The sequence below is a fragment of the Streptomyces sp. NPDC050121 genome, assembly GCF_044460385.1.
GTDB classification, from domain to species: Bacteria; Actinomycetota; Actinomycetes; order Streptomycetales; family Streptomycetaceae; genus Streptomyces; species Streptomyces soliscabiei.
Genome location: NZ_JBITJV010000020.1, coordinates 56,184 through 74,972, shown reverse-complemented (window position 1 = coordinate 74,972; position 18,789 = coordinate 56,184). Strand labels below are relative to the sequence as shown.

17 protein-coding genes, 1 tRNA gene and 2 pseudogenes are annotated in these 18,789 nt (G+C 71.7%); 9 read left to right on the top strand and 11 right to left on the bottom strand.

Annotation, left to right across the window (positions count from 1 at the left end; all coding sequences use genetic code 11):
- Window positions 1-113 precede the first annotated feature (113 nt).
- Complete coding sequence (locus ACIBTS_RS27905; protein ID WP_399322964.1) at window positions 114-416, top strand: PLD nuclease N-terminal domain-containing protein; 303 nt, start codon at window positions 114-116, stop codon at window positions 414-416.
- Here the strand turns inward: ACIBTS_RS27905 and ACIBTS_RS27900 are convergent.
- The 4 genes from ACIBTS_RS27900 to ACIBTS_RS27885 form a co-directional block, all read right to left on the bottom strand.
- A tRNA-Ser gene (locus ACIBTS_RS27900) sits at window positions 398-482 on the bottom strand. The genes ACIBTS_RS27905 and ACIBTS_RS27900 overlap by 19 nt on opposite strands.
- Window positions 483-539: 57 nt before the next feature.
- A complete protein-coding gene (locus tag ACIBTS_RS27895; RefSeq protein WP_399322963.1) occupies window positions 540-1,022 on the bottom strand; it encodes a nucleoside deaminase in 483 nt (160 codons plus the stop codon).
- 50 nt (window positions 1,023-1,072) lie between these two features.
- Window positions 1,073-1,615: a hypothetical protein gene (locus tag ACIBTS_RS27890; RefSeq protein WP_399323075.1), complete on the bottom strand. Its 543-nt coding sequence runs from the start codon at window positions 1,613-1,615 to the stop codon at window positions 1,073-1,075.
- Window positions 1,616-1,950: 335 nt separating this feature from the next.
- Entirely contained in the window at window positions 1,951-2,160 is a 210-nt protein-coding gene (locus ACIBTS_RS27885; protein WP_399322962.1) for a hypothetical protein, read from the bottom strand.
- 156 nt (window positions 2,161-2,316) lie between these two features.
- On the opposite strand from ACIBTS_RS27885, the gene upp reads away from it, so the two are divergent.
- Window positions 2,317-2,952 (top strand): uracil phosphoribosyltransferase, encoded by a 636-nt coding sequence (gene upp, locus ACIBTS_RS27880; protein WP_079661289.1) that lies wholly within the window; start codon window positions 2,317-2,319, stop codon window positions 2,950-2,952.
- A gap of 61 nt (window positions 2,953-3,013) precedes the next feature.
- On the opposite strand, the gene ACIBTS_RS27875 is transcribed toward upp, so the two are convergent.
- Both ACIBTS_RS27875 and ACIBTS_RS27870 read right to left on the bottom strand, forming a co-directional pair.
- The gene (locus tag ACIBTS_RS27875) at window positions 3,014-3,700 is read right to left on the bottom strand and encodes a LytR C-terminal domain-containing protein (RefSeq protein ID WP_399323073.1); all 687 of its coding nucleotides are present in this window, start codon (window positions 3,698-3,700) and stop codon (window positions 3,014-3,016) included.
- A 168-nt stretch (window positions 3,701-3,868) separates the two neighbouring features.
- Window positions 3,869-4,165: a type II toxin-antitoxin system VapB family antitoxin gene (locus ACIBTS_RS27870; protein ID WP_004943146.1), complete on the bottom strand. Its 297-nt coding sequence runs from the start codon at window positions 4,163-4,165 to the stop codon at window positions 3,869-3,871.
- A 71-nt stretch (window positions 4,166-4,236) separates the two neighbouring features.
- On the opposite strand from ACIBTS_RS27870, the pseudogene ACIBTS_RS27865 reads away from it, so the two are divergent.
- A pseudogene (locus tag ACIBTS_RS27865) lies at window positions 4,237-5,433 on the top strand (helicase HerA-like domain-containing protein).
- Between the two features lie 271 nt (window positions 5,434-5,704).
- Here ACIBTS_RS27865 and ACIBTS_RS27860 read toward each other — a convergent pair.
- The 3 genes from ACIBTS_RS27860 to ACIBTS_RS27850 form a co-directional block, all read right to left on the bottom strand.
- Window positions 5,705-6,016, bottom strand: a complete 312-nt coding sequence (locus tag ACIBTS_RS27860; protein WP_399322961.1) for a hypothetical protein — start codon at window positions 6,014-6,016, stop codon at window positions 5,705-5,707.
- Window positions 6,017-6,112: 96 nt separating this feature from the next.
- On the bottom strand, window positions 6,113-6,805 hold the full coding sequence (locus ACIBTS_RS27855) for an HdeD family acid-resistance protein (protein WP_399322959.1): 693 nt from the start codon (window positions 6,803-6,805) through the stop codon (window positions 6,113-6,115).
- Window positions 6,806-7,224: 419 nt separating this feature from the next.
- Entirely contained in the window at window positions 7,225-7,809 is a 585-nt protein-coding gene (locus ACIBTS_RS27850) for an HhH-GPD-type base excision DNA repair protein (protein WP_399322957.1), read from the bottom strand.
- A 134-nt stretch (window positions 7,810-7,943) separates the two neighbouring features.
- Between ACIBTS_RS27850 and ACIBTS_RS27845 the strand changes: the two genes are divergently transcribed.
- The 4 genes from ACIBTS_RS27845 to ACIBTS_RS27830 all read left to right on the top strand — a co-directional run bounded on the left by ACIBTS_RS27845 (window position 7,944) and on the right by ACIBTS_RS27830 (window position 12,972).
- Complete coding sequence (locus ACIBTS_RS27845; RefSeq protein ID WP_399322956.1) at window positions 7,944-9,578, top strand: penicillin acylase family protein; 1,635 nt, start codon at window positions 7,944-7,946, stop codon at window positions 9,576-9,578.
- Complete coding sequence (locus ACIBTS_RS27840; protein ID WP_399322954.1) at window positions 9,524-10,078, top strand: penicillin acylase family protein; 555 nt, start codon at window positions 9,524-9,526, stop codon at window positions 10,076-10,078. The genes ACIBTS_RS27845 and ACIBTS_RS27840 overlap by 55 nt, the downstream gene beginning before the upstream one ends.
- Window positions 10,071-10,679: a GNAT family N-acetyltransferase gene (locus ACIBTS_RS27835; RefSeq protein WP_399322952.1), complete on the top strand. Its 609-nt coding sequence runs from the start codon at window positions 10,071-10,073 to the stop codon at window positions 10,677-10,679. Before ACIBTS_RS27840 ends, ACIBTS_RS27835 begins: the two co-directional genes overlap by 8 nt.
- 313 nt (window positions 10,680-10,992) lie before the next feature.
- A complete protein-coding gene (locus ACIBTS_RS27830; protein WP_399322950.1) occupies window positions 10,993-12,972 on the top strand; it encodes a copper resistance CopC/CopD family protein in 1,980 nt (659 codons plus the stop codon).
- Between the two features lie 11 nt (window positions 12,973-12,983).
- Here the strand turns inward: ACIBTS_RS27830 and ACIBTS_RS27825 are convergent.
- Together ACIBTS_RS27825 and ACIBTS_RS27820 are read right to left on the bottom strand one after the other, a co-directional pair.
- Window positions 12,984-13,037: pseudogene (locus ACIBTS_RS27825) on the bottom strand (hypothetical protein); the annotation flags it as partial.
- Between the two features lie 586 nt (window positions 13,038-13,623).
- Window positions 13,624-14,070 (bottom strand): hypothetical protein, encoded by a 447-nt coding sequence (locus tag ACIBTS_RS27820; RefSeq protein WP_399322949.1) that lies wholly within the window; start codon window positions 14,068-14,070, stop codon window positions 13,624-13,626.
- A 241-nt stretch (window positions 14,071-14,311) separates the two neighbouring features.
- Here ACIBTS_RS27820 and ACIBTS_RS27815 point away from each other — a divergent pair, with 241 nt between their 5' ends.
- Both ACIBTS_RS27815 and ACIBTS_RS27810 read left to right on the top strand, forming a co-directional pair.
- Window positions 14,312-16,213 carry a galactose oxidase-like domain-containing protein gene (locus ACIBTS_RS27815; protein ID WP_399322948.1) on the top strand — a complete coding sequence of 634 codons (1,902 nt, stop codon included), beginning with the start codon at window positions 14,312-14,314 and terminating at the stop codon, window positions 16,211-16,213.
- 106 nt (window positions 16,214-16,319) lie between these two features.
- Window positions 16,320-18,626 (top strand): Dyp-type peroxidase, encoded by a 2,307-nt coding sequence (locus ACIBTS_RS27810; protein ID WP_399322946.1) that lies wholly within the window; start codon window positions 16,320-16,322, stop codon window positions 18,624-18,626.
- The last annotated feature ends 163 nt before the right edge of the window (window positions 18,627-18,789 follow it).

The window sequence follows — 18,789 nt, the reverse complement described above, 5'->3', positions numbered from 1 at the left end:
GCGGCGCGTTCATGAACGGCGGCGCGTTCGTGAACCGTTCGGGGGGCCTCATCCGATGAAGGGTTGAAGGCCGCCGGACGGAGGCGGGCGAAGAGGGTGCGAAGGAGAGACGCATGACGCTGCAACTGCTGTCGGCCGTCCCGATGGTCATCGTGGCCGTGCTGTGTGTGGGGGCGTTGCTCGACTGCGTCCGCACCCCCGAGGAGCGCGTTCGCCACGTGCCCAAGCTGCTGTGGCTGCTGTTCATGTTCAGCGCCCCGATCGTCGGCGGCCTCGCCTGGACCTACCTGGGCAAGCGGCCCGAGCCGAGCGAGCGGCCCGAGCCGAGCGAGCAGAGCACGCACATAGGTGACACGACGAAGGGCCCGGTTCATCGAACCGGACCCTTCGTCCACAGCGGTAGCGGAGGGATTTGAACCCTCGGTGACTTGCGCCACACTCGCTTTCGAGGCGAGCTCCTTCGGCCGCTCGGACACGCTACCGAGAGAGACCCTACAACAAGGTGAGCCCCGGTTTGAAATCGGTATTCGGGAGGGGGATCAGCGATCGCGGAAGAAGTCCGTGAGGAGCCCCGCGCACTCCTGCGCGAGGACGCCTTCGACGACCTCCGGGCGGTGATTGAGGCGCCGGTCGCGGACGACGTCCCAGAGGGAGCCGACCGCGCCCGCCTTGTCGTCCCGGGCGCCGTAGACGACCCGGTCCACCCGGGACTGCACGACCGCGCCCGCGCACATGGTGCACGGTTCGAGCGTCACGACGAGCGTGCAGCCGGACAGCCGCCACTCGCCCGGCTGTCGCCCACCACCGTTGCCGGGGGCGGTGCGTGTCGCCGCATCCTTCAGGTTCGCGGCCGCCCGCCGGATGGCGAGCACCTCCGCGTGGGCCGTCGGATCGCCGCCCGCCTCGCGTTCGTTGTGGCCGGTGGCGAGGACCGTCGTGCCGTCCGCAGCCAGCACGACCGCGCCGACCGGGACGTCCCCGCCCCGGGCGGCCAGCCGGGCCTCGTCCAGGGCGAGCCGCATCGCGGCCCGCCAGGGATCGCGGACGGGGTCCGGCGGGGCCTGTGGTGCGGTCAGCGGACGGTCTCCAGGACCTCCGAGGCGCCGAGGGCGTCGGCGATCTCGGTGAGCGCGTCCTCGGACAGCGACTTCAGTTCCTTCTCGCCGACGCCGAGGTCGTCGAGGATGGCGGCGTCGCCGACCGGCCCGTGCGGCACGGCCTCGGCGGAGCCGCCCCCCTGGGGGTCGTCGGAGTCCTCGTCCTCGTCCTCGTCCTCACCGTCTTCGGTGCCGTCGAGGTCGAGGGCGTCCAGATCCGTATCGTTGTCATCCGGATCCCTTCCGAGCAGTTCGTCGGTGAGCAGGATCTCGCCGTACGAACTGCGGGCTGCGGCAGCGGCGTCGGAGACGAAGATGCGAGGGTCCTCCTCGCCGTCGATGCGGACGACCCCGAACCAGGAGTCCTCCTGCTCGATCAGCACGAGCACCGTGTCCTCGTCGGGAGAGGCTTCCCGGGCCAGGTCGGCCAGATCCGACAGGGTCTCCACATCGTCGAGCTCTGTGTCGCTCGCTTCCCACCCGTCTTCGGTGCGCGCGAGCAGTGCGGCGAAGTACACCGTGACTCTCCCACTGGTCATAGGCGTGCCGGTTGGGGGTCCCCCCGGCGGAGGTTACGGGCGGAGAGAGAGCTCAGGCTCCGAGCCCCACCCACTCGGAATCGTGGCAGAAACAAGGCGTTCAGGGGACGTCTTCGGCTCCCTGTGTCCGGTGGTTTTGATCGCACGTACGTGAGGTCGTCCGTGCGCGACTCACCAGCACACTCGTTGCCGCCACCAGCGGATCGTACGCGGCTTTCCCGCGGACCCACGCACGCCCACCCCATGGGACGCCCATGACGGTGGCGATCTTCCCCGTATGCCCCAAGTCCCGTACGGCAACGGCTGCCGCGCGGCTACCAGCGGAACGTGCGCATGCGCATCGCGTGGCGCAGGCGGGCGGTCTTCGCGCGGCGGGGCTGGACCCGGTCGCGCAGTTCGCGGGCTTCGGCCAGTTCGCGCAGGAACCGGGCGCGGCGCCGACGGCGCTCGGACTCGGACTCGGGCGGTTGCGTCTCCGGCGCGTCGCGGTCCGGCGAGTCGGGCAGGTCGGGCACGTCAGGCATCAGCACACCACCCCGGGTACCCCGGTCCGTCTCCATATCTTTCCCTCACTTTCCCTCCGACGGGCGGTTTGATGCCAGCGAACGGCCGAAGCCGGGGGGAGAGGCTCACTGTGTGTGGGGACGCCGGGCGGGTTCGGCCCGGTTACTGTTGTGGACATGCGTCTCCACGTCGTCGACCACCCTCTGGTCGCCCACAAGCTCACCACGCTGCGCGACCAGCGCACGGACTCCGCGACCTTCCGCCGGCTGGCCGACGAACTGGTCACCCTGCTCGCCTACGAGGCCACGCGCGACGTGCGCACCGAGCAGGTCGACATCAAGACGCCGGTCGCCCCGACCACCGGCGTCAAGCTCTCCTACCCGCGCCCGCTCGTGGTGCCGATCCTGCGCGCGGGCCTCGGCATGCTGGACGGCATGGTCCGGCTGCTGCCGACCGCCGAGGTGGGCTTCCTGGGCATGATCCGCAACGAGAAGACGCTGGAGGCGTCGACGTACGCCACGCGCATGCCGGAGGACCTCTCGGGCCGCCAGGTGTATGTCCTGGACCCGATGCTGGCCACCGGCGGCACGCTGGTCGCCGCGATCCGTGAGCTGATCCGGCGCGGCGCCGACGATGTGACGGCCGTGGTGCTGCTCGCCGCCCCGGAGGGCGTGGAGATCATGGAGCGCGAGCTCGCGGGCACCCCGGTCACCGTCGTCACGGCGGCCGTCGACGACCACCTCAACGAGCACGGCTACATCGTCCCGGGCCTCGGAGACGCGGGCGACCGGCTGTACGGCGCGGCGGAGTAACCCTGTCGCTGACCGCCGGCTGACCGGCGGGGTGGGTGGGCAGCGGCTGAGCAGGGGGCTGCTAGCAGGCCTTCTTCGTGCCGGTGCCCACTGTCGGCTGCGGTGCGGACAGGGCCGTGAGGGCCTTGGTCGCGTCCGCCTGGCTGGTGAGCGCCTTGAAGCCGTTGCCGATGATCAGGTCGAGGGTCGGGCCCGTGCGGGCGGCGTCGGTGCGGCGCTCGGCGGTGCTGAGCTGGGTGGCGAGGACCGGCAGCGAGGTGTTCAGGGAGGACGCGGGGCCGAGCAGTATCCCGGTGCCCGCGACCTTCTTGTCGTACTGCTTGCTGGCGTTGCCCACGTCGCCGATCTTGAAGCCGCGCTTCTTCAGCTCGTCCGCGGTGGTCTTGGCGAGGCCGCTGCGGGTGGTGGCGTTGAAGACGTTCACGGTGATCTGCGCGGGCTTGGGAACCGAGCCGACACCCGAACCCGAACCAGTGCCCGAAGCCGCACCCGTCCGGGCGCCCGCGCCGCCCGCTGCGGCGGATCCGGAGGCCGCGGGGCTTGCCTTGGTGGTGTCGGAGCAGCCTGCGCCGGCCGCCGTGGCCGTCCCTCCGCCGCCCGTGAAGACGTCGATGAGCTGCAGGGTGCCCCAGCCGGCGACGCCGAGCACGGCACCGCAGGCGACGACCACGACGACCAGCCTGCCGCGTCGCCGGTGGGGGCGCATGCGGGGGTACTTGTCCCCCGTGATCCGGTATTTACCGCCCATGCCGGGGGGAGTCAGCATGCTCATGGCCGCAGCGTAGTGCGCCCGGGCGGCCGTGACTAATAAACGATCATCCGACACCGTGCGGGGCACGGGAAAGCACCCGAACGGGTCAACCCGAGGGTGCGGCCGGGGGTTCAGCCAGCGGTTCAGCCGGGTGCGCGGCGCAGGTCAGTCCAGCTCGAGGACGCGGGCGTGCAGCACCTGTCGCTGCTGGAGCGCCGCCCGCACCGCGCGGTGCAGCCCGTCCTCCAGGTACAGGTCGCCCTGCCACTTCACGACATGCGCGAAGAGGTCGCCGTAGAACGTCGAGTCCTCCGCGAGCAGGGTTTCCAGGTCGAGCTGCTGCTTGGTGGTCACCAGCTGATCGAGGCGGACCGGGCGCGGCGCGACGTCCGCCCACTGCCGGGTGCTTTCCCGGCCGTGGTCGGGGTACGGCCGGCCGTTTCCGATGCGCTTGAAGATCACACGGAAAGCCTACCGGTCCAGACGTTCCGGGCGCAGCCATGGAGACGGAGTGCAACGCTGGAAAAGACGTGATGAACGGGGGTAAAACGGAACGAGGTCTGCCGGTGAGCGAGTGGACGAGCGTCGGTGACATCGCCGCCGGGTACGCCTTCGCCGGCCCCGCCCTCGACTGAGCGCGCTGCTGTGGGACGGCACGTGCCTGCCCGACGCCCCGGTTCGCATCCCGCTCCCCATGCCGAACCGGCACGGCCTGGTCGCGGGCGCCACCGGCACCGGGAAGACCACGACGCTCCAGCTGATCGCCGAGCAGCTCTCCGCGCAGGGTGTGCCGGTCTTCCTCGCGGACGTCAAGAGGGACCTGTCCGGGGTCTCGGCGCCGGGCGCTGTGAAACGACAGGGTGCGGGGGCGAGCTTCTTCGGTGAGCCGGCATTCGACACCGCAGAGTTCCTGCGTACGGCGTCCGACGGCCGCGGGATCGTGTCGGTCCTCGAACTGCCCGCCGTCCAGGACAAGCCGCAGCTCCCCGAGGTCGGCGACGCCGACAAACCGGAGCTCGTCTTCTTCTTCGACGAGGCACACCTGCTCTTCGACGACGCCTCGAAGGCGTTCCTCGACGCCATCACGCAGACCGTGCGCCTGATTCGCTCGAAAGCGGTAGGAGTGTTCTTCGTCACTGAAACACCCAGGGATGTTCCCGGCGAGGTCCTCGCCCAGCTCGGCGACCGTGTCCAACACGCCCTGCGGGCCTTCACCCCGGACGACCAGAAGGCCCTCAAGGCCACGGTGAAGACGTTCCCGAAGTCCGCCTACGACCTGGAGGAACTCCTCACCGGGCTCGGCACCGGCGAGGCCGTCGTCACGGTCCTCAGCGAGAAGGGCGCCCCGCCCCCCGGTCGCCGCGACCCGGCTGCGCATCCCGGAGTCACTGATGGGCCCGGGGGACGGCCCGGCCCTCGACAGCGCGGTGCGGGGATCGCCGTTCTACGAACGGTATGCACAGGCTGTGGACAGAGAATCGGCGTTCGAGAAGCTGGCGGCCACGCCCGCGGAGCGGCCACCACGGCCGAAGCATCCGAAGCATCCGAAGCATCCGAAGCACCCGAAGCAGCCGAAGCAGTCGCAGGAGGCGAGGGCCGAGGAGGGGCCGTCGGTCGGCGAACAGGTCGTCGGCAGCGGAATGTTCAAGTCCCTGGCGCGGTCCGTCGGCACCCAGATCGGCCGCGAGATCACCTGCTCCCTCTCCGGCACGGCCCGGCGGAGGCAGTAGGCCGGGCGGAGGCGGCAGGGCGGGCGGAGGCGGCAGGGCGGGCGGTTGCCCGCCGGGTGCCGCCTGCGCCGTCCGGTCAGTGGTCCCGTTTCTCCTGGGGCGGCTGCGGGATCGGTTCCTTCACCTGCGGTTTCGGCGTGTTGCGGACGGCCTCCGCGCGCAGCAGGGCGCGCAGGACCGCGTACGGGTCGGTGGGCATGGCTGTGCTCCTTGCGTCGTACACGTCTTGCTCGTACACGTCGTGCTGACTGGTCTCGGGGCAGGGGACCGGTCAGCAGCGCAGGACCACGGTGCGCAGCGTGTGCAGGGCGTACGACGGCCTCGGCGGCGCGGGGAGCGGCCGGTCGGCCGGGTCACCGGGTGCAGGGGCCGGGAGCGGGGCGGGGCGCAGGGGTGCGACGGGACGGTGGGCGCAGGGGGCGGGTCGCAGCACCGTGTCGAGGACGTCGTACTCGATGGTCCCGGCGGCCGCGGTCGCCGGCGCGGAGAGTTCCGCGGGCGCGCCCGGCATCAGCAGGGCGAGGAGCACGACGAGCACCCGTAGCCAGGCGTGGCTGCGGGAGTGGCTGCGTACGGTGCTCATGGCAGGTCATCTCCCCGCGACACGCCCGGCGTTCAGCACGCCGGGCGCGAGAATCACCCCTTCGGAGGAGGGGGCGCGGGAAGCAGGGGGGCGTGTTCAGAGGGCGCGCGGGACCTGGCGGGCCCGGCCGCGGATGCTGAGCGCGGTGACGATCTCGACGACGCCGACGACCGCCAGCCAGATGCCGCCGACGAGGGTGAGCACGGCGACCGACTCGAAGGGCGAGTCGATCAGGACGATCCCGCCGACGAAGGTGACGATCCCGAGGAAGACCTGCCAGCCACGGGCCGGCATGGACGTGTCGGAGACGGCGGCCAGGGTCTGCGTGATCCCGCGGATCAGCCAACCGATGCCGATCCACAGGGCGAGCAGCAGGATCGACTGCATCGGGCCGCGGAAGCAGAACAGGCCCAGCAGAAGGGACAGCGCGCCGCTGATGAAGCCGAGGACGCGCAGCGAGGTGGTCATGGGGGTCCCCCCGCGCGAGGTTGTTCGAGCGTGGGGGAGCGTGCCGAAGGCGGACACCAGCTGGAAGACGCCGCTGATCACGAGGTAGAGGCCGAAGAGGACGCCGGCCGCGAAGAGCGAGGCGCCCGGCCAGACCAGCACCAGGACGCCCAGGATCAGCGAGGCGATGCCGGTGAGCAGCACGATCTGCCAGGCGGCGCGGGACAGGGCGTGCAGCGGGCCTTCGAAGGGCGGTTCCGGCTCGTGGCCGTGCCGCTGGGTGTGGACCTTGCGGTCGTCGTACTCCCGGCTCCAGGAGGGGCCGGTCGGTGGCTCGGTCATGTCCCCAGCTCAGACCCGGCGGCGACGGCCCGCCACCCGGGCGGGCCACACGACTTACCCCTTGAGTGCCCGTCCCACGACCGGCCCGTCCCACGACCGGCCCGTCCCGCGGTCGGCCCGTCCCGCGGTCGGCCCGTCCCACGGCCGGCCCGTCCCACGGCCGGCCCGTCCCACGGCCGGCCCGTCCCACGGCCGGCCCGTCCCACGGCCGGCCCGTCCCGCGGTCGGCCCGTCCCACGGCCGGCCCGTCCCGCGGTCGGCCCGTCCTACGGCCGGCCTGCCCTACGGCCGGCCTGCCCCACGGCCTCCCTGCCCCACGGTCGCCTGCCCCTTGGCGGCCCTGCCGCTTGGCGGTCCAGCCCCTTGGGGGTCCAGCCCCTTGGGGGTCCAGCCCCTTGGGGGTCCAGCCCCTTGGGGGTCTAACCCTTCGCCGCCTTCGCCGCCGCCTTCATCTCCTGCTTGTGCGCCCGCACCTTCGCCAGTGACTCCGGGCCGGTGATGTCAGCGACGGACCGGAAGGACTTCTCCTCGCCGTACGCGCCGGCCGCCTCCCGCCAGCCCGTCGGCTGCACGCCGAGCTGCTTGCCGAGCAGGGCCAGGAAGATCTGCGCTTTCTGCCTGCCGAAGCCGGGCAGGTCCTGGAGGCGCTTGAGGAGTTCCCCGCCGGTGGCCACGCCGTCCCAGACGGCGCCGGCGTCACCGTCGTAGTGCTCGACGAGGTACTGGCAGAGCTGCTGGATGCGCTTGGCCATGGAGCCGGGATAGCGGTGCACGGCCGGCTTGTCGGAGAGCAGCGCGGCGAAGGCCTCCGGGTCCTGGGCGGCGATGTCGTGGGCGTCCAGGTCGTCGGCGCCGAGCCGGTCGGCGATCGTCCGGGGGCCCTTGAACGCCCACTCCATCGGAACCTGCTGGTCCAGCAGCATCCCGACCAGCGCGGCGAGCGGGGAGCGGCCGAGGAGCTCGTCGGCCTCGGGGTCCTGGGAGAGGTGCAGGGTGACGTCCATGCGTCGATGATCCCGCTTGTGCGCTCCGCTTGCGCGCCAGTGCTCCGGCGTGTGCAGCCGGGTCCTCACGCCTCGCGTACGATTCCGGCAGGGCTGATTAGGCAAGGCTAACCTAAAGCGAAGAGGGGTCCCAGGTGACCGCCGAGATCTACCGCGACGCCTGGGGCGTCCCGCATCTGCGCGCCGCCGACGCCCGCGCGCTCGCCCGTCTCCAGGGGCTGGTCACCGCCCGAGACCGCGCCTGGCAGCTGGAGGTCGAACGGCACCGCGCGCGGGGCACCTCGGCCTCCTTCCTCGGCCCCGAGGCCCTCCCCTGGGACCGATTCGCGCGCCGCGTGCGCCTCGACGACACGGCGAGACGCTGCTTCGACGAGCTGGAGAGACGTGACCCGGAGACGGCGGACTGGGTACGGGCGTACGCCGAAGGCGTCAACGAGGGGCTCGTCGACGAGGGGCTCGTCGGCGAGGAAGCCGACGGGGAGGGAGGCGTCGGCGAGTGGTCGGCGGCGACCGTGGCTCCCGAGTTCGAGCGGGTCGGTCTCGCCCCCGGCCGTTGGGAGCCTTGGACCCCGCTCGCCGTCTGGCTGTCCACCCACATCCTCTTCGCCGGCTTCCCCGCCAAGCTGTGGCGCGAGGAGGCCGCCCGCCGTCTCGGCCCCGACGCGGTCGGCCTGTTCGCCACCGACGGACCCGGCACCTCCGGCAGCAACGGCTGGCTGCTGAGCGGCTCCCGGACCGTCACCGGGCAGCCGGTCATCGCCGGCGACCCGCACCGCTTCATCGAGGACCCCGGCGTCTACCAGCAGATACGCCTCGCCTGCGACGAGTTCGACGTCGTCGGCCTCGCCGTCCCCGGCGTCCCCGGCATCGCGCACTTCGGCCACACCGGCACGGTCGCCTGGGCCATCACCAACGCCATGGCCGACTACCAGGACCTCTACCGCGAACGTCTGCGCCGCACGGGCGCGGGAGTGCAGGCGCTCGGCCCGGACGGCACCTGGCGGCGGGTCGCCCGGCACACCGAACTCGTGCGCGTCGCCGGGGAGGAGACCGTCGAGGTCGAGGTCCTGGAGACGGAACGCGGCCCGGTCGTCGCCGGCGGGCCCGAGGGCCTCGACGACGGCACCCCGCTCGCGTTGAGCCTGTGCCACCCGCCCCGCGTCACCTCCGACCTGGGGTTCAGCGCCCTACTGCCGCTGCTCCGGGCCCGCCGGGTCGCCGACGTGGACCGGGCCGTCGACCTCTGGGTGGAGCCCGTAAACGTCGTCCAGGCCGCCGACACCGAGGGCGGCCTGCTGCACCGGGTCGCGGGCCGGGTGCCGCGGCGCGCCGAGGCCAACGGCACCCGGCTGGTGCCCGCCTGGGAACCCGGCCACGAGTGGACCGGCTGGTACGAGATGCCCCGCGCGGGACTCATCGACGGCGTCGCCGTGATGGCCAACCAGCGGGGGCCGGCAGCCGAGTTGGGCGTCGAGTTCGCTGCCCCGCACCGCGCCGACCGCATCCGGGCGCTGCTGGACGAGAAGCGCGCCTGGTCCGCGTCCGACATGCCGGCCCTCCACACGGACACGCATCTGGCCTCCGCCGCACCCCTGTTGGACCGCCTGGCCGCCCTCGACGACCTGACCGCACCCGCCGCCGAACTCCGCGACCGCCTCCTGCGCTGGAACCGCCGCATGGACGCCGACAGCCGGGAAGCGGCCGGTTCGCGGCGTTGCGCAGCGCCCTCGTCCGCCGCCTCGCCGCGCACCCGGCCTTCGCTCCCCTGACGACCCCGCCCGCCTACCCGGAGGTCTTCCTCCCCTGGCTGGCCCTCCTCCCGCGCATCGGCTTCGCCCTGGAACACCTCCTGCGCGCCGAGAAGTTGTACGGCATCGACCGCCCGGCACTGGTCCGGCAGGCCCTGGAGGAGGTCGCCCGGCAGCGGCCGGAGCCGACCGCCCGCTGGGGCGACACCCACCGCCTCGCCCCCTGGCGGGCGCTCCCCGACCCCTCGGACCAGGCCCCCGCCCTCTCCGGCGACCACGACTGCGTGCTGTGCACCTCGGCCGTTCCCGGCTGGACCGACCTCGCCGCACGCGGCCCGGCCGCCCGTTACGTGTGGGACCTGGCGCGCCGCGAGGACAGCCTGTGGGTCGTGCCGTACGGCGCGTCCGGCCTGCCCGACCACCCCCACCACCACGACCAGCTCCCCCTGTGGCTCAGGGGCGAACTGGCCCCGGTCGTCACGGACTGGGCGCAGCTTACGAAGGAGAGCGACCATGCCTGACCCCCGCCTTCCCCACGCCCCGGTGCACGAGCAGGCGGCCGACGGCTTCGGCACCGTCCGCCTGCGGCCCCTCGACGCCGAGCGCGACGCGGACGTCGTCCACGGCTGGGTGAGCCAGGAGCGGGCCGTGTTCTGGGGCATGAACGGCCTGACACGGGATCAGGTCGCCGAGATCTACGCCCACATGGACACCCTGGACACCCACCACGCCTTCCTGACCGAGCTGGACGGCGTCCCGGTCGCCCTCCTCCAGACCTACGAGCCCACCGAGGACCGGGTCGGCGAGGTCTACGAGGTCGAGCCCGGCGACATCGGCGTGCACGTGCTCATCGCGCCGGCGCACGAGCGGGGCGCACGGCCCGGCTGGTCGGCGGCGCTGATGGGGACCTTCGCGTCGTACGTGCTGCTGGGCCTGGACCGGCGGCGGATCGTGGTGGACCCGGACGTGCGCAACGAGAAGGCGATCGCCCGCTTCCTGCGGCAGGGATTCGAGGCCGGACCGCGCGTCACACTCCCGGAGATCGACCTCCCGGACGTGTACCTGCCCGAGAAACAGGCCCAACTCGCCTTCCTGCGCCGGGAGACAGCGTTCCCGGAGTGACCTCAGCGATCACTCTGATCACCCCGATCGCCGCCCATCACCCCGATCGCCTCCCATCACCCCGATCACCCCTCCCGAGAGGCCGGACGGCCGGGCGTCGGCGCGCCCGACGTAGTGACCCGGGTGAACCGGATGCCGTGTGCATGCGTACGTATCACCGAGCACGCGAGTCTCGAGTCTCAAGCGGTACGGAGCGGTTGACGTGAGCGAAGGGCGCGATGGCGGACGACGGCACGGCGGTGGCGGCCGAGGCGGCGCCGGTCGGCACGGGGGTGAGTGGCACGGGCGCGGACGAAGGAGACTTCAGGGGCTGGTGCTGCTGGGCACCGTGCTGGTCCTGCTCCTCCTGGGCGGCGGACCGGCCTCGGCGCACGCGGCCCTCCGCAGCGCCGACCCCGCCGACGGCAGCGTCGTCAAGACGGCCCCCGGCTCCATCACCCTCACCTTCACCGAGTCGGTAGGCCTGCTCGACGACTCCTTCCGCGTCTTCGACCCCGACAACCAGCGGTTGAAGACCGGCAAGAGCGAGCACGCAGACGGCCGCGCGGACACCGCGCGGATCACCCTGCCCGGCAAGCTGGGCACCGGCACGTTCACCGTGGCGTGGCGGGTCGTGTCGGCCGACAGCCACCCGATCGCGGGCGCCTTCACCTTCTCCGTGGGCGAACCCTCCGCGATCCCGCCGGCCCTGCCCAGCACCTCCGTGGAGAACTCGGCCACCAGCGGCCTCTTCAACATCGGCCGCTATGTCGCCTACCTGGCCGCCGCCCTGCTCATCGGCACGGCCGCCTTCGTCGCCGTCTGCCGGCCGCCGGACATCCGGCCGCTGCGCGGGCTGCTGCTGGCCGGCTGGTGGGCGCTCACCGTGTCGACGGTGTTCCTGCTGCTGCTCCGCGGCCCCTACGAGACGGGGGCCGGCCCCGCGGAGGTGCTCGACCCGGCCGGCCTGACCCGCACGCTGGGCACCCGTCCGGGCCTGGCCCTGGTGGCGCGCCTCGCGCTGCTGGCGGCGGCCGCGGTCCTCCTGCTGCGGCAGCGGGGGCTCCTGAAGGAGCGGAAGGGGGAGCAGCCGTCGCGCCCGGTGCTCCTGACCGGCGCCGTGCTGGCGGTGGGCCTCGCCCTGACCTGGGCCGCCGCCGAACACGCCTCGGCCGGCATCCAGGTCCCGGCGGCGATGACGTCCTCGGTCCTGCACCTGCTGTCCATGGCGGTGTGGCTGGGCGGTCTGACGGCCCTGCTCACCCTGCTCTACCGCGCGTCCGTCCCGGGGCGCGTCGTCAACGGCTTCTCCCGGCTGGCGGGCTGGTCGGTGACGGTCCTGGTGGTGACCGGCGTCTACCAGTCCTGGCGCGGCGTCGGCTCCGTGTCCGCGCTGACGGACACGACGTACGGCCGGGTCCTGCTCGCCAAACTGGCGATGGTGACGCTGCTGTTGGCGGCGGGCGCGCGCTCACGCCAGACGGTGACCACGGCGACAAGAGGGGCGAGGGGAGCAACGGAGACAACGGAGGCCAGGGAGGCCAGGGAGGCGACGGAGGCGACGGAGGCGACGGAAAGGACGGCGGGGAACGTGGCGGTCGAGACGGCTGACGAGCAGAAGGAAGCACGGGTTCCGCAGCCGGTGGGGGGACGGGCGGCCGTATCGGCCGCGCAATCGTCCACCGGACGGGCGGAAGGTTTGGTGCTGCCCGAGAAGCCTTCCCCTGAGAAGCCTTCCGCCGAGAAGCCTTCCGTCGAGGTACCTGCCGTTGAGAAGCCCCCCGCCAAGCGGTCGGCCCTCACCCCCGCCGAGGACGCCCATCGCCGGGCGCTGCGTCGTTCCGTGCTGGCGGAGGTCGCGGTCTCCGTCGTCGTACTCGTCCTCACCACCGTGCTGACGGGCACTCTTCCGGGCCGGGCGGCGGCCGAGGCGGCTACGGCGGAGCAGTCGGCCGGGCTCCCCGTGGCCTCGGTGACCAACATCCCCTTCGAGATCGACACCCCCCGGGTCGGCACCGTCAGCGGCAAGGTGCAGGTCACCCTCGACCCGGGCCGGGTCGGCGACAACGGGCTGCAGGCCGTGGTCTACGGCCCCGACGGCGGCTTCGTGAGCGTCCCCGAGCTGCGTCTGTCCTTCAGCCTGCCCGATCAGGACATCGGCCCCATCGACGCCAAGGTCACCGACAAGGGCGGCTACTGGGGCGCCGCCGCCGTCAACCTCCCCATCCCCGGCACCTGGGAGATGAAGGCGACGGTGCGGGTGTCGGACATCGACCAGGTGAGCGAGACGAAGCCGGTACGGATCGAACGCTGAGGCTCCTGGATCATCTCCAGCAGCCGGGCGTTGTTCACGTGCTGCAGGGAGTCCAGGTCGCTCATGCGCACCTGGCGCCGTCGGGGCGGTCCCGCTCGGGGTAAGCGCGGTCTACGGGTACTTCACGTTGGGTGTGTCCGCCGCACTGGTCGTCGCGTCCCCGGCGTGGACGACTTCTCGCAACCGTATCCGGACGACCCCGGTCGGTGGGCGTCGGCGAAGCGGATCCGGCTGGAGCACGACTGGCGAGATGACCCGCGAACTTTTCCTGTCCGACAGGCCGTTCGGCGAGGCGGTGCGCGAGGCGGGGGAGCCGGCCGTGCCGTGGCCGCACGGCTTCGGCGGGGACGAACTGGGCGATCTGGTGGCCGCGTTGCAGGCGGACGGCCGGGGCTTCTCCCGGTCCACCCGGGACACCGTGCGGCTGACGGACGGCCGTACGGTCTCCCGCACCCGGCTGACCCCGGTCGGCGCAGCCGGGCCGGAGGGCGGGCCATGCCGAGCCGGTGCGGGGGAAGTTCCTGTCGGTGGGCGGCCCGCAGCAGGTCGCCGACACCGTGGAGCGGCTGCACCGGATGCGTCCGCGGACGGTGCGCCGCCGGATCGAGACGGCGTTCCTGAACTGAGCGCACCCGGTACGGCGGTCATCCGTCACATGCCGTGCATCTCCGTGTCGTCGCTGCACGTGAGGTGGATCGTCAGATCGGCCGGACCGGCGTCGCCCCCCTTCTTCTTGTCCCCGCCGGCCGGGCCGCGCTGCCCGTGCCGTGGCCGCTGCCACCAGGTGATCTTGTGCACGGTGACGATCCAGCCGGTGGCGTTGTCGTTCGGCCGGTTCTCCTGCACGTCGGCAGCGGCGTCCTCGGAGAGCTGGGTGCCATTGCGGGCGGAGAGGCTGAAGCCGCCGCCGTAGACGTGCTGGGTGTCGGGGCAGAACACCTCGTGGCGGGTGCCGTCGGCGCCGCCCGGGATGAGCTCGCCCACGATATGCCGGGGCGGCTGCGGCGAGTCGGCGAGTGCAGCCGCCGGTGCGACGGTGCAGCCGAGCAGGGCGAGAGCCCCCGCCGCGGCGAGGGGGACACGGGTGGTTGTGGTCATGCTGAGGCTCCTGGGAAGAGGGGGAGGGGACTGAGCCCGCCCATTGGAGCCCGCCGGTCCGGCCCTGCTGCATTGGACACGCAGCGTTACCGCCTATCGGGGTAGAACGGTCAATCTTCACGAGCAGACGCCCACCAATCGCTACGTAGCGTGATTGACTACTCGCGTTTCGTCACTCTACGTGGTCACTTTGTGCTGCCCCGCGCCGCGCACGGCGTCCCGTGTTCCCCCGAGGAGTCCCATGTCCCGCAGAGGGATCCCCCGCAGCCGGAGATGGACGTTCACGGCCGGCTGCGCCGCGCTCGTCCTGTCCGTCACCGCCCCCATCGCGCTCGGCTCCACCGCGCCGGCCCGGCACGTCGTCGAGCCCCTTGCGGGCGGCGTGCACATCACCCCTGAACAGATCGCGAAGGAGGTCCGCCCCGACGAGGTCAAGGCGCTCGGCCGGGCCCGTGCCGAGGAACTGGCCCGCGACCGCATCGGCCTGCGCGCTGTCGACGCCGGCTATCCGGATCCGATGCGCAAGCGCAGCCTGAAGGAGCACACCGACTCCCAGGCGGCGGCGAACGCGGCCTTCTCGGCCGCCCAGTTCGGCGAGTTCAAGCAGTACATCAAGAGCCCCGACTACGGCGACCACGTCGCTCTGCTCCCCACTGGCAAGGTGCTGCTGTTCTCCTTCGAGGCCGTCGAGGACAACCCGAACATGGAGACCGCGCCCACCCAGGTCATCGGCCGTCAGAACGCGGGCCGCGCCTACGTCTGGACGCCGCCCGCCGCCGACGACGACACCGGCGCGGGCACCTTCAAGGCCGTACCGCCGCCCGTGGTCGACATGGACGACGGCCTGAACGAGCCGCGGCCCGCCCCGATCTTCTGCGCGGGCCACTCCTATCTGCCCAACGGCATGGTCGGCATCTTCGGCGGCAACCTGGGCGGCAACCACGGCAGCGGCGCCCATCTCGCCCTCGTCTTCGACCCCTGGACCGAGACCTGGCACCGGCAGCAGGACATGGCCGAGGGCCGCTGGTACCCGTCGGTCGTCACCGGCGCCGACGGCCGGCAGTTCATCACCTCCGGCCATGGCGACATCGGCTGGGGCAAGCTCTCCAAGACGATCGAGCGCTTCCCGGCAAAGAACACCGCCGTGTCGTACGACCATTCGAGCGTCCCGGACAACGAGCAGCTCGACAAGTGGCCGGTGAACGCCGACTACTCCACCGACTATCCGCACCTGTTCTCCCTGCGGGACGGCAGGATCTACGGCTTCGGGCGCGCCTACGACCAGCAGTACGCCTTCGATCCGGTCGGCGAGACCAGCCAGAAGCTGCCCAACCGCCCCGACGGCGGCGAGCGCAAATACGGCTCCGCGGTGGCCCTGCCCAACCCCACCCCGGGAAACGGCCCCGACTCGGCGCTGATCCTCGGCGGCGACCGCAACAACCCGAAGACGTACAAGTTCTCCGGCGGCACCTGGAACGAGGACACCTCACGCGCCTTCGGCCGCACCCAGGACGACACGCTGATCTTCCCCGACGGCCGGCTCTTCACCGTCAACGGCGCCTTCGACATCCGCGACTACGGCAAGGGCGAGTACAACCCCAACGCCGAAGACTTCTGGCGGCAGACCGAGATCCGCGGCGCCGACGGCACCTGGAAGCTCGGCCCGCAGCAGCGACTGCCGCGCGGCTACCACTCCAACGCGGTGATCCTGCCCGACGGCCGCATCATGATCACCGGCGACGAACTCCAGGAGATCGCCAACAACCCGGACATCAAGTCCGGGATGAACGGCTCCATCGAGATCTTCAAGCCGCCGTATCTGAACCAGGGCGGCGAGCGGCCAGGACTGCGCACCGTGCCGGACGGGCCGATCGGGTACAACACCGACTTCCAGATCGACACCACCAATTCCAGGCTGGCCCGCAAGGTCGTGCTGATGGCACCCATCACCTCCACCCACTCGGTGGACACCAGCCAGCGCCGCATCGAGCTGCAGATCAACGCGCGGGCCGGCAACACGCTGGACCTGCAGAGCCCGCAGTCCGTCAAGGACGCCCCGCCCGGCTACTACCTGCTCTACGTCCTGGACGCCAATGGCGTGCCCAGCATCGGCCATTGGGTGCAGCTGCGCCCCGGCGCCTGACCGTCCCCCGCCGCCGGACTCCCGGGCGGCCCAGCCCACGGGCCCCCCGGGGCCGCCCGGTCACCAAGTCCGTCCCCGTCCCCACACCATCAAGGGAGATTTCCCCATGGCGCTGCGCGACAGCACCGAGATCCAGGGCGACATCCTCGCGGGATTCAAGAAAGACCACATGACCCTGCTCTTCCTCCGCTTCGGCGACGCGGCCGCCGCCCGGAGCTGGCTGAAGGACCTGGTCGACAACAATCGCCTGGCCACGACCCAGCAAGTCGCCGCCTTCAACGCCCAGTTCAGTGAGGGCCGAGACAACCTGAAGGGCGCCGACCCCGATCTGAAGGCCACCTGGGTGGGCCTCAGCCTCACCTACCCGGGTCTGACGGTCCTCACCGGCAAGCAGGACCTGCTGCCGGAGAACGACGGCATCGACGCGGTCGGCGCCTTCGTCCAGGGTGCCGCCCGCCGCGCCCGCCCCCTGGGCGATGTCGACAACAACGCGCCCGACAACTGGCTGTTCGGCGACGACCACAAACAGGTCACGCACGCCGTGCTCACCGTCGCCGCCGACCTCAAGGACGACCACGACAAGGAACTCACGCGCCAGAAGGATGCCGCCACCCGGGCCGGTCTCGTGCCCGTCCACGAGCAGTCCGGCGCCACCCTGCCCCAACCCCGGGGCGGCAAGGAGCACTTCGGCTTCAAGGACGGCGTCAGCGAACCGAACGTGGAGGGCATCGAGGCAAAGCCCGAGCCGGGCGCCCGGCTCCTCTCCGCCGACTTCTTCGTCCTCGGTGCCACGGGCAGCGCCCTGCCCGAGGGGGTGCCCGAGTGGATGCGCAACGGCTCCTTCCAGGTCGTACGGCGGCTCGGCCAGGATGTGCCCGGCTGGTGGGCGCAGGTCGGCACCGAGCTGAAGAAGCTCAAGGACGCCAAGGTCGTGGGGCCGAAAACGTCGATGGAATGGCTCGCCTCCCGCCTGGTGGGCCGCTGGCGGTGCGGCGCGTCGGTCCACAACCACCCCGACGCCACACGGGACCCGATCACCGACAACCCGAGCATCAAGCCGGACAACGTCATCAGCTACAAGAACGACCCCAATGGCGTGATCACCCCGCTCTTCTCCCATCTGCGCAAGACCAATCCGCGTGACGGTCTGATCGACGGCGAGCCGGTGGAGGAGGAGCTCCTCGACCGGCGCCGCATCATCCGCCGCGGCATCCCTTACGGTGCCCCGTTCGACCCCACCTCCCCGGGAGGCGGCCCCGACGAGGAGCGCGGCCTGGTCTTCATCTGCTACCAGGCCGACCTGGTCGACCAGTTCGAGTTCATGCAGCGGAACTGGGTCAACACCCCCAACTTCCCGCCCGGCCGCACACCCAAGCCCGGCCCGGACCCGATGATCAGCGGCGCCCTGAGCAAGATCGGGGACGGCGACGTCTCCTTCGAGACCGACACCGGCGGCAGCCAACCCACGATCACCACGCTGCACTTCCGGCCCTTCGTGCACACCGAGGGCTCCCTCTACGCCTTCACCCCCTCGCTCTCCACCCTGCGCAAGCTCGGCGAGGGCCGACTGGACGGCGCGGAGGTGACGGGCGGCCAGACCACCAACGGCGGACAGCGGCCGCAGCCGCAGGTCAAGCCCGGCCCGATCGACGAGATCCTGCCCTGGCTGGACGTCGAGGGCCGGTACTGGGTCTTCTCCGGCAACAAAGTCCAGGTCGTCGGCACCGGTGCCGAGGAAGTGGACCAGCTCACCACCGGCAAGGACGACGCCACCGGGATCGTCCTCGGTGAGCCCGCGGACCTGTCCGCCTGGAACGCGCTCCAGGGCGTGGAGCGGGTCGACGCGATCTGGCCGGTGCCGGACGAGCAGAGCCTGAACGGCGAGAGCAGCTACTGGCTCTTCCACACCGTGAACGGCACCCAGGTCTACCGGCGGATCTGGATCGCCCTCAACAGCCGCCACACCAGCCGTACCAGCGGCCGCGACATGCCGCTCACGAACTGGAGGACGGCCTTGGGCGGAGGCACCCGAGTCACCCACGTCGACGCGGTCCTCCCGGTGCCCGACATGCAGCACGTCAACGGCAGGTCGCAGTACTGGCTCTTCCACACCACCGCCGAGGGCCAGCGCTATCGGCTCGTTTCCGTCGCCGAGGAGCCGTCCCACACGGACAGGCTCGACCGGGACGACCGTGATCTGACCCAGTGGCAGTCCCTGAATGGCGTCACCCACGTGGACTCCATCGGGTTCGTCCTCGGCAAGTACCAGGTCGGCGGCAAGACCTGGTGCTGGGTCCAGCACGACGGCGGTCAGTACCGCACCATCTCGATCGCCGACGGCTTCGGCCACCAGGACACCCTGGTCGGCGACCGCGGCTCCCGCCCGAACACCCCCTGGTTCCGGCGCGGCTGAGCCACCCCGCAGGTCAGTGGCCGCCAGGCCGGCGCAGGGCGGCCACGAACTCGTACCGGGAACCCGGTACACCGAGCGCACCCACTCCGCCGGCTACGCCCGCCACACGAACTGCAACCAGAACTGCGACCAAGGACGTGGAGCAGCGGGAGTGTGTCCAGCT

Coding starts and splice junctions, on each gene's coding strand:
- ACIBTS_RS27905 (WP_399322964.1), top strand. CDS start 114: ATGACGCTGCAACTGCTGTCGGCCGTCCCGATGGTCATCGTGGCCGTG.
- ACIBTS_RS27895 (WP_399322963.1), bottom strand. CDS start 1,022: ATGCGGCTCGCCCTGGACGAGGCCCGGCTGGCCGCCCGGGGCGGGGAC.
- ACIBTS_RS27885 (WP_399322962.1), bottom strand. CDS start 2,160: ATGCCTGACGTGCCCGACCTGCCCGACTCGCCGGACCGCGACGCGCCG.
- upp (WP_079661289.1), top strand. CDS start 2,317: ATGCGTCTCCACGTCGTCGACCACCCTCTGGTCGCCCACAAGCTCACC.
- ACIBTS_RS27875 (WP_399323073.1), bottom strand. CDS start 3,700: ATGGGCGGTAAATACCGGATCACGGGGGACAAGTACCCCCGCATGCGC.
- ACIBTS_RS27860 (WP_399322961.1), bottom strand. CDS start 6,016: ATGAGCACCGTACGCAGCCACTCCCGCAGCCACGCCTGGCTACGGGTG.
- ACIBTS_RS27855 (WP_399322959.1), bottom strand. CDS start 6,805: ATGACCGAGCCACCGACCGGCCCCTCCTGGAGCCGGGAGTACGACGAC.
- ACIBTS_RS27850 (WP_399322957.1), bottom strand. CDS start 7,809: ATGGACGTCACCCTGCACCTCTCCCAGGACCCCGAGGCCGACGAGCTC.
- ACIBTS_RS27835 (WP_399322952.1), top strand. CDS start 10,071: ATGCCTGACCCCCGCCTTCCCCACGCCCCGGTGCACGAGCAGGCGGCC.
- ACIBTS_RS27820 (WP_399322949.1), bottom strand. CDS start 14,070: ATGACCACAACCACCCGTGTCCCCCTCGCCGCGGCGGGGGCTCTCGCC.
- ACIBTS_RS27815 (WP_399322948.1), top strand. CDS start 14,312: ATGTCCCGCAGAGGGATCCCCCGCAGCCGGAGATGGACGTTCACGGCC.
- ACIBTS_RS27810 (WP_399322946.1), top strand. CDS start 16,320: ATGGCGCTGCGCGACAGCACCGAGATCCAGGGCGACATCCTCGCGGGA.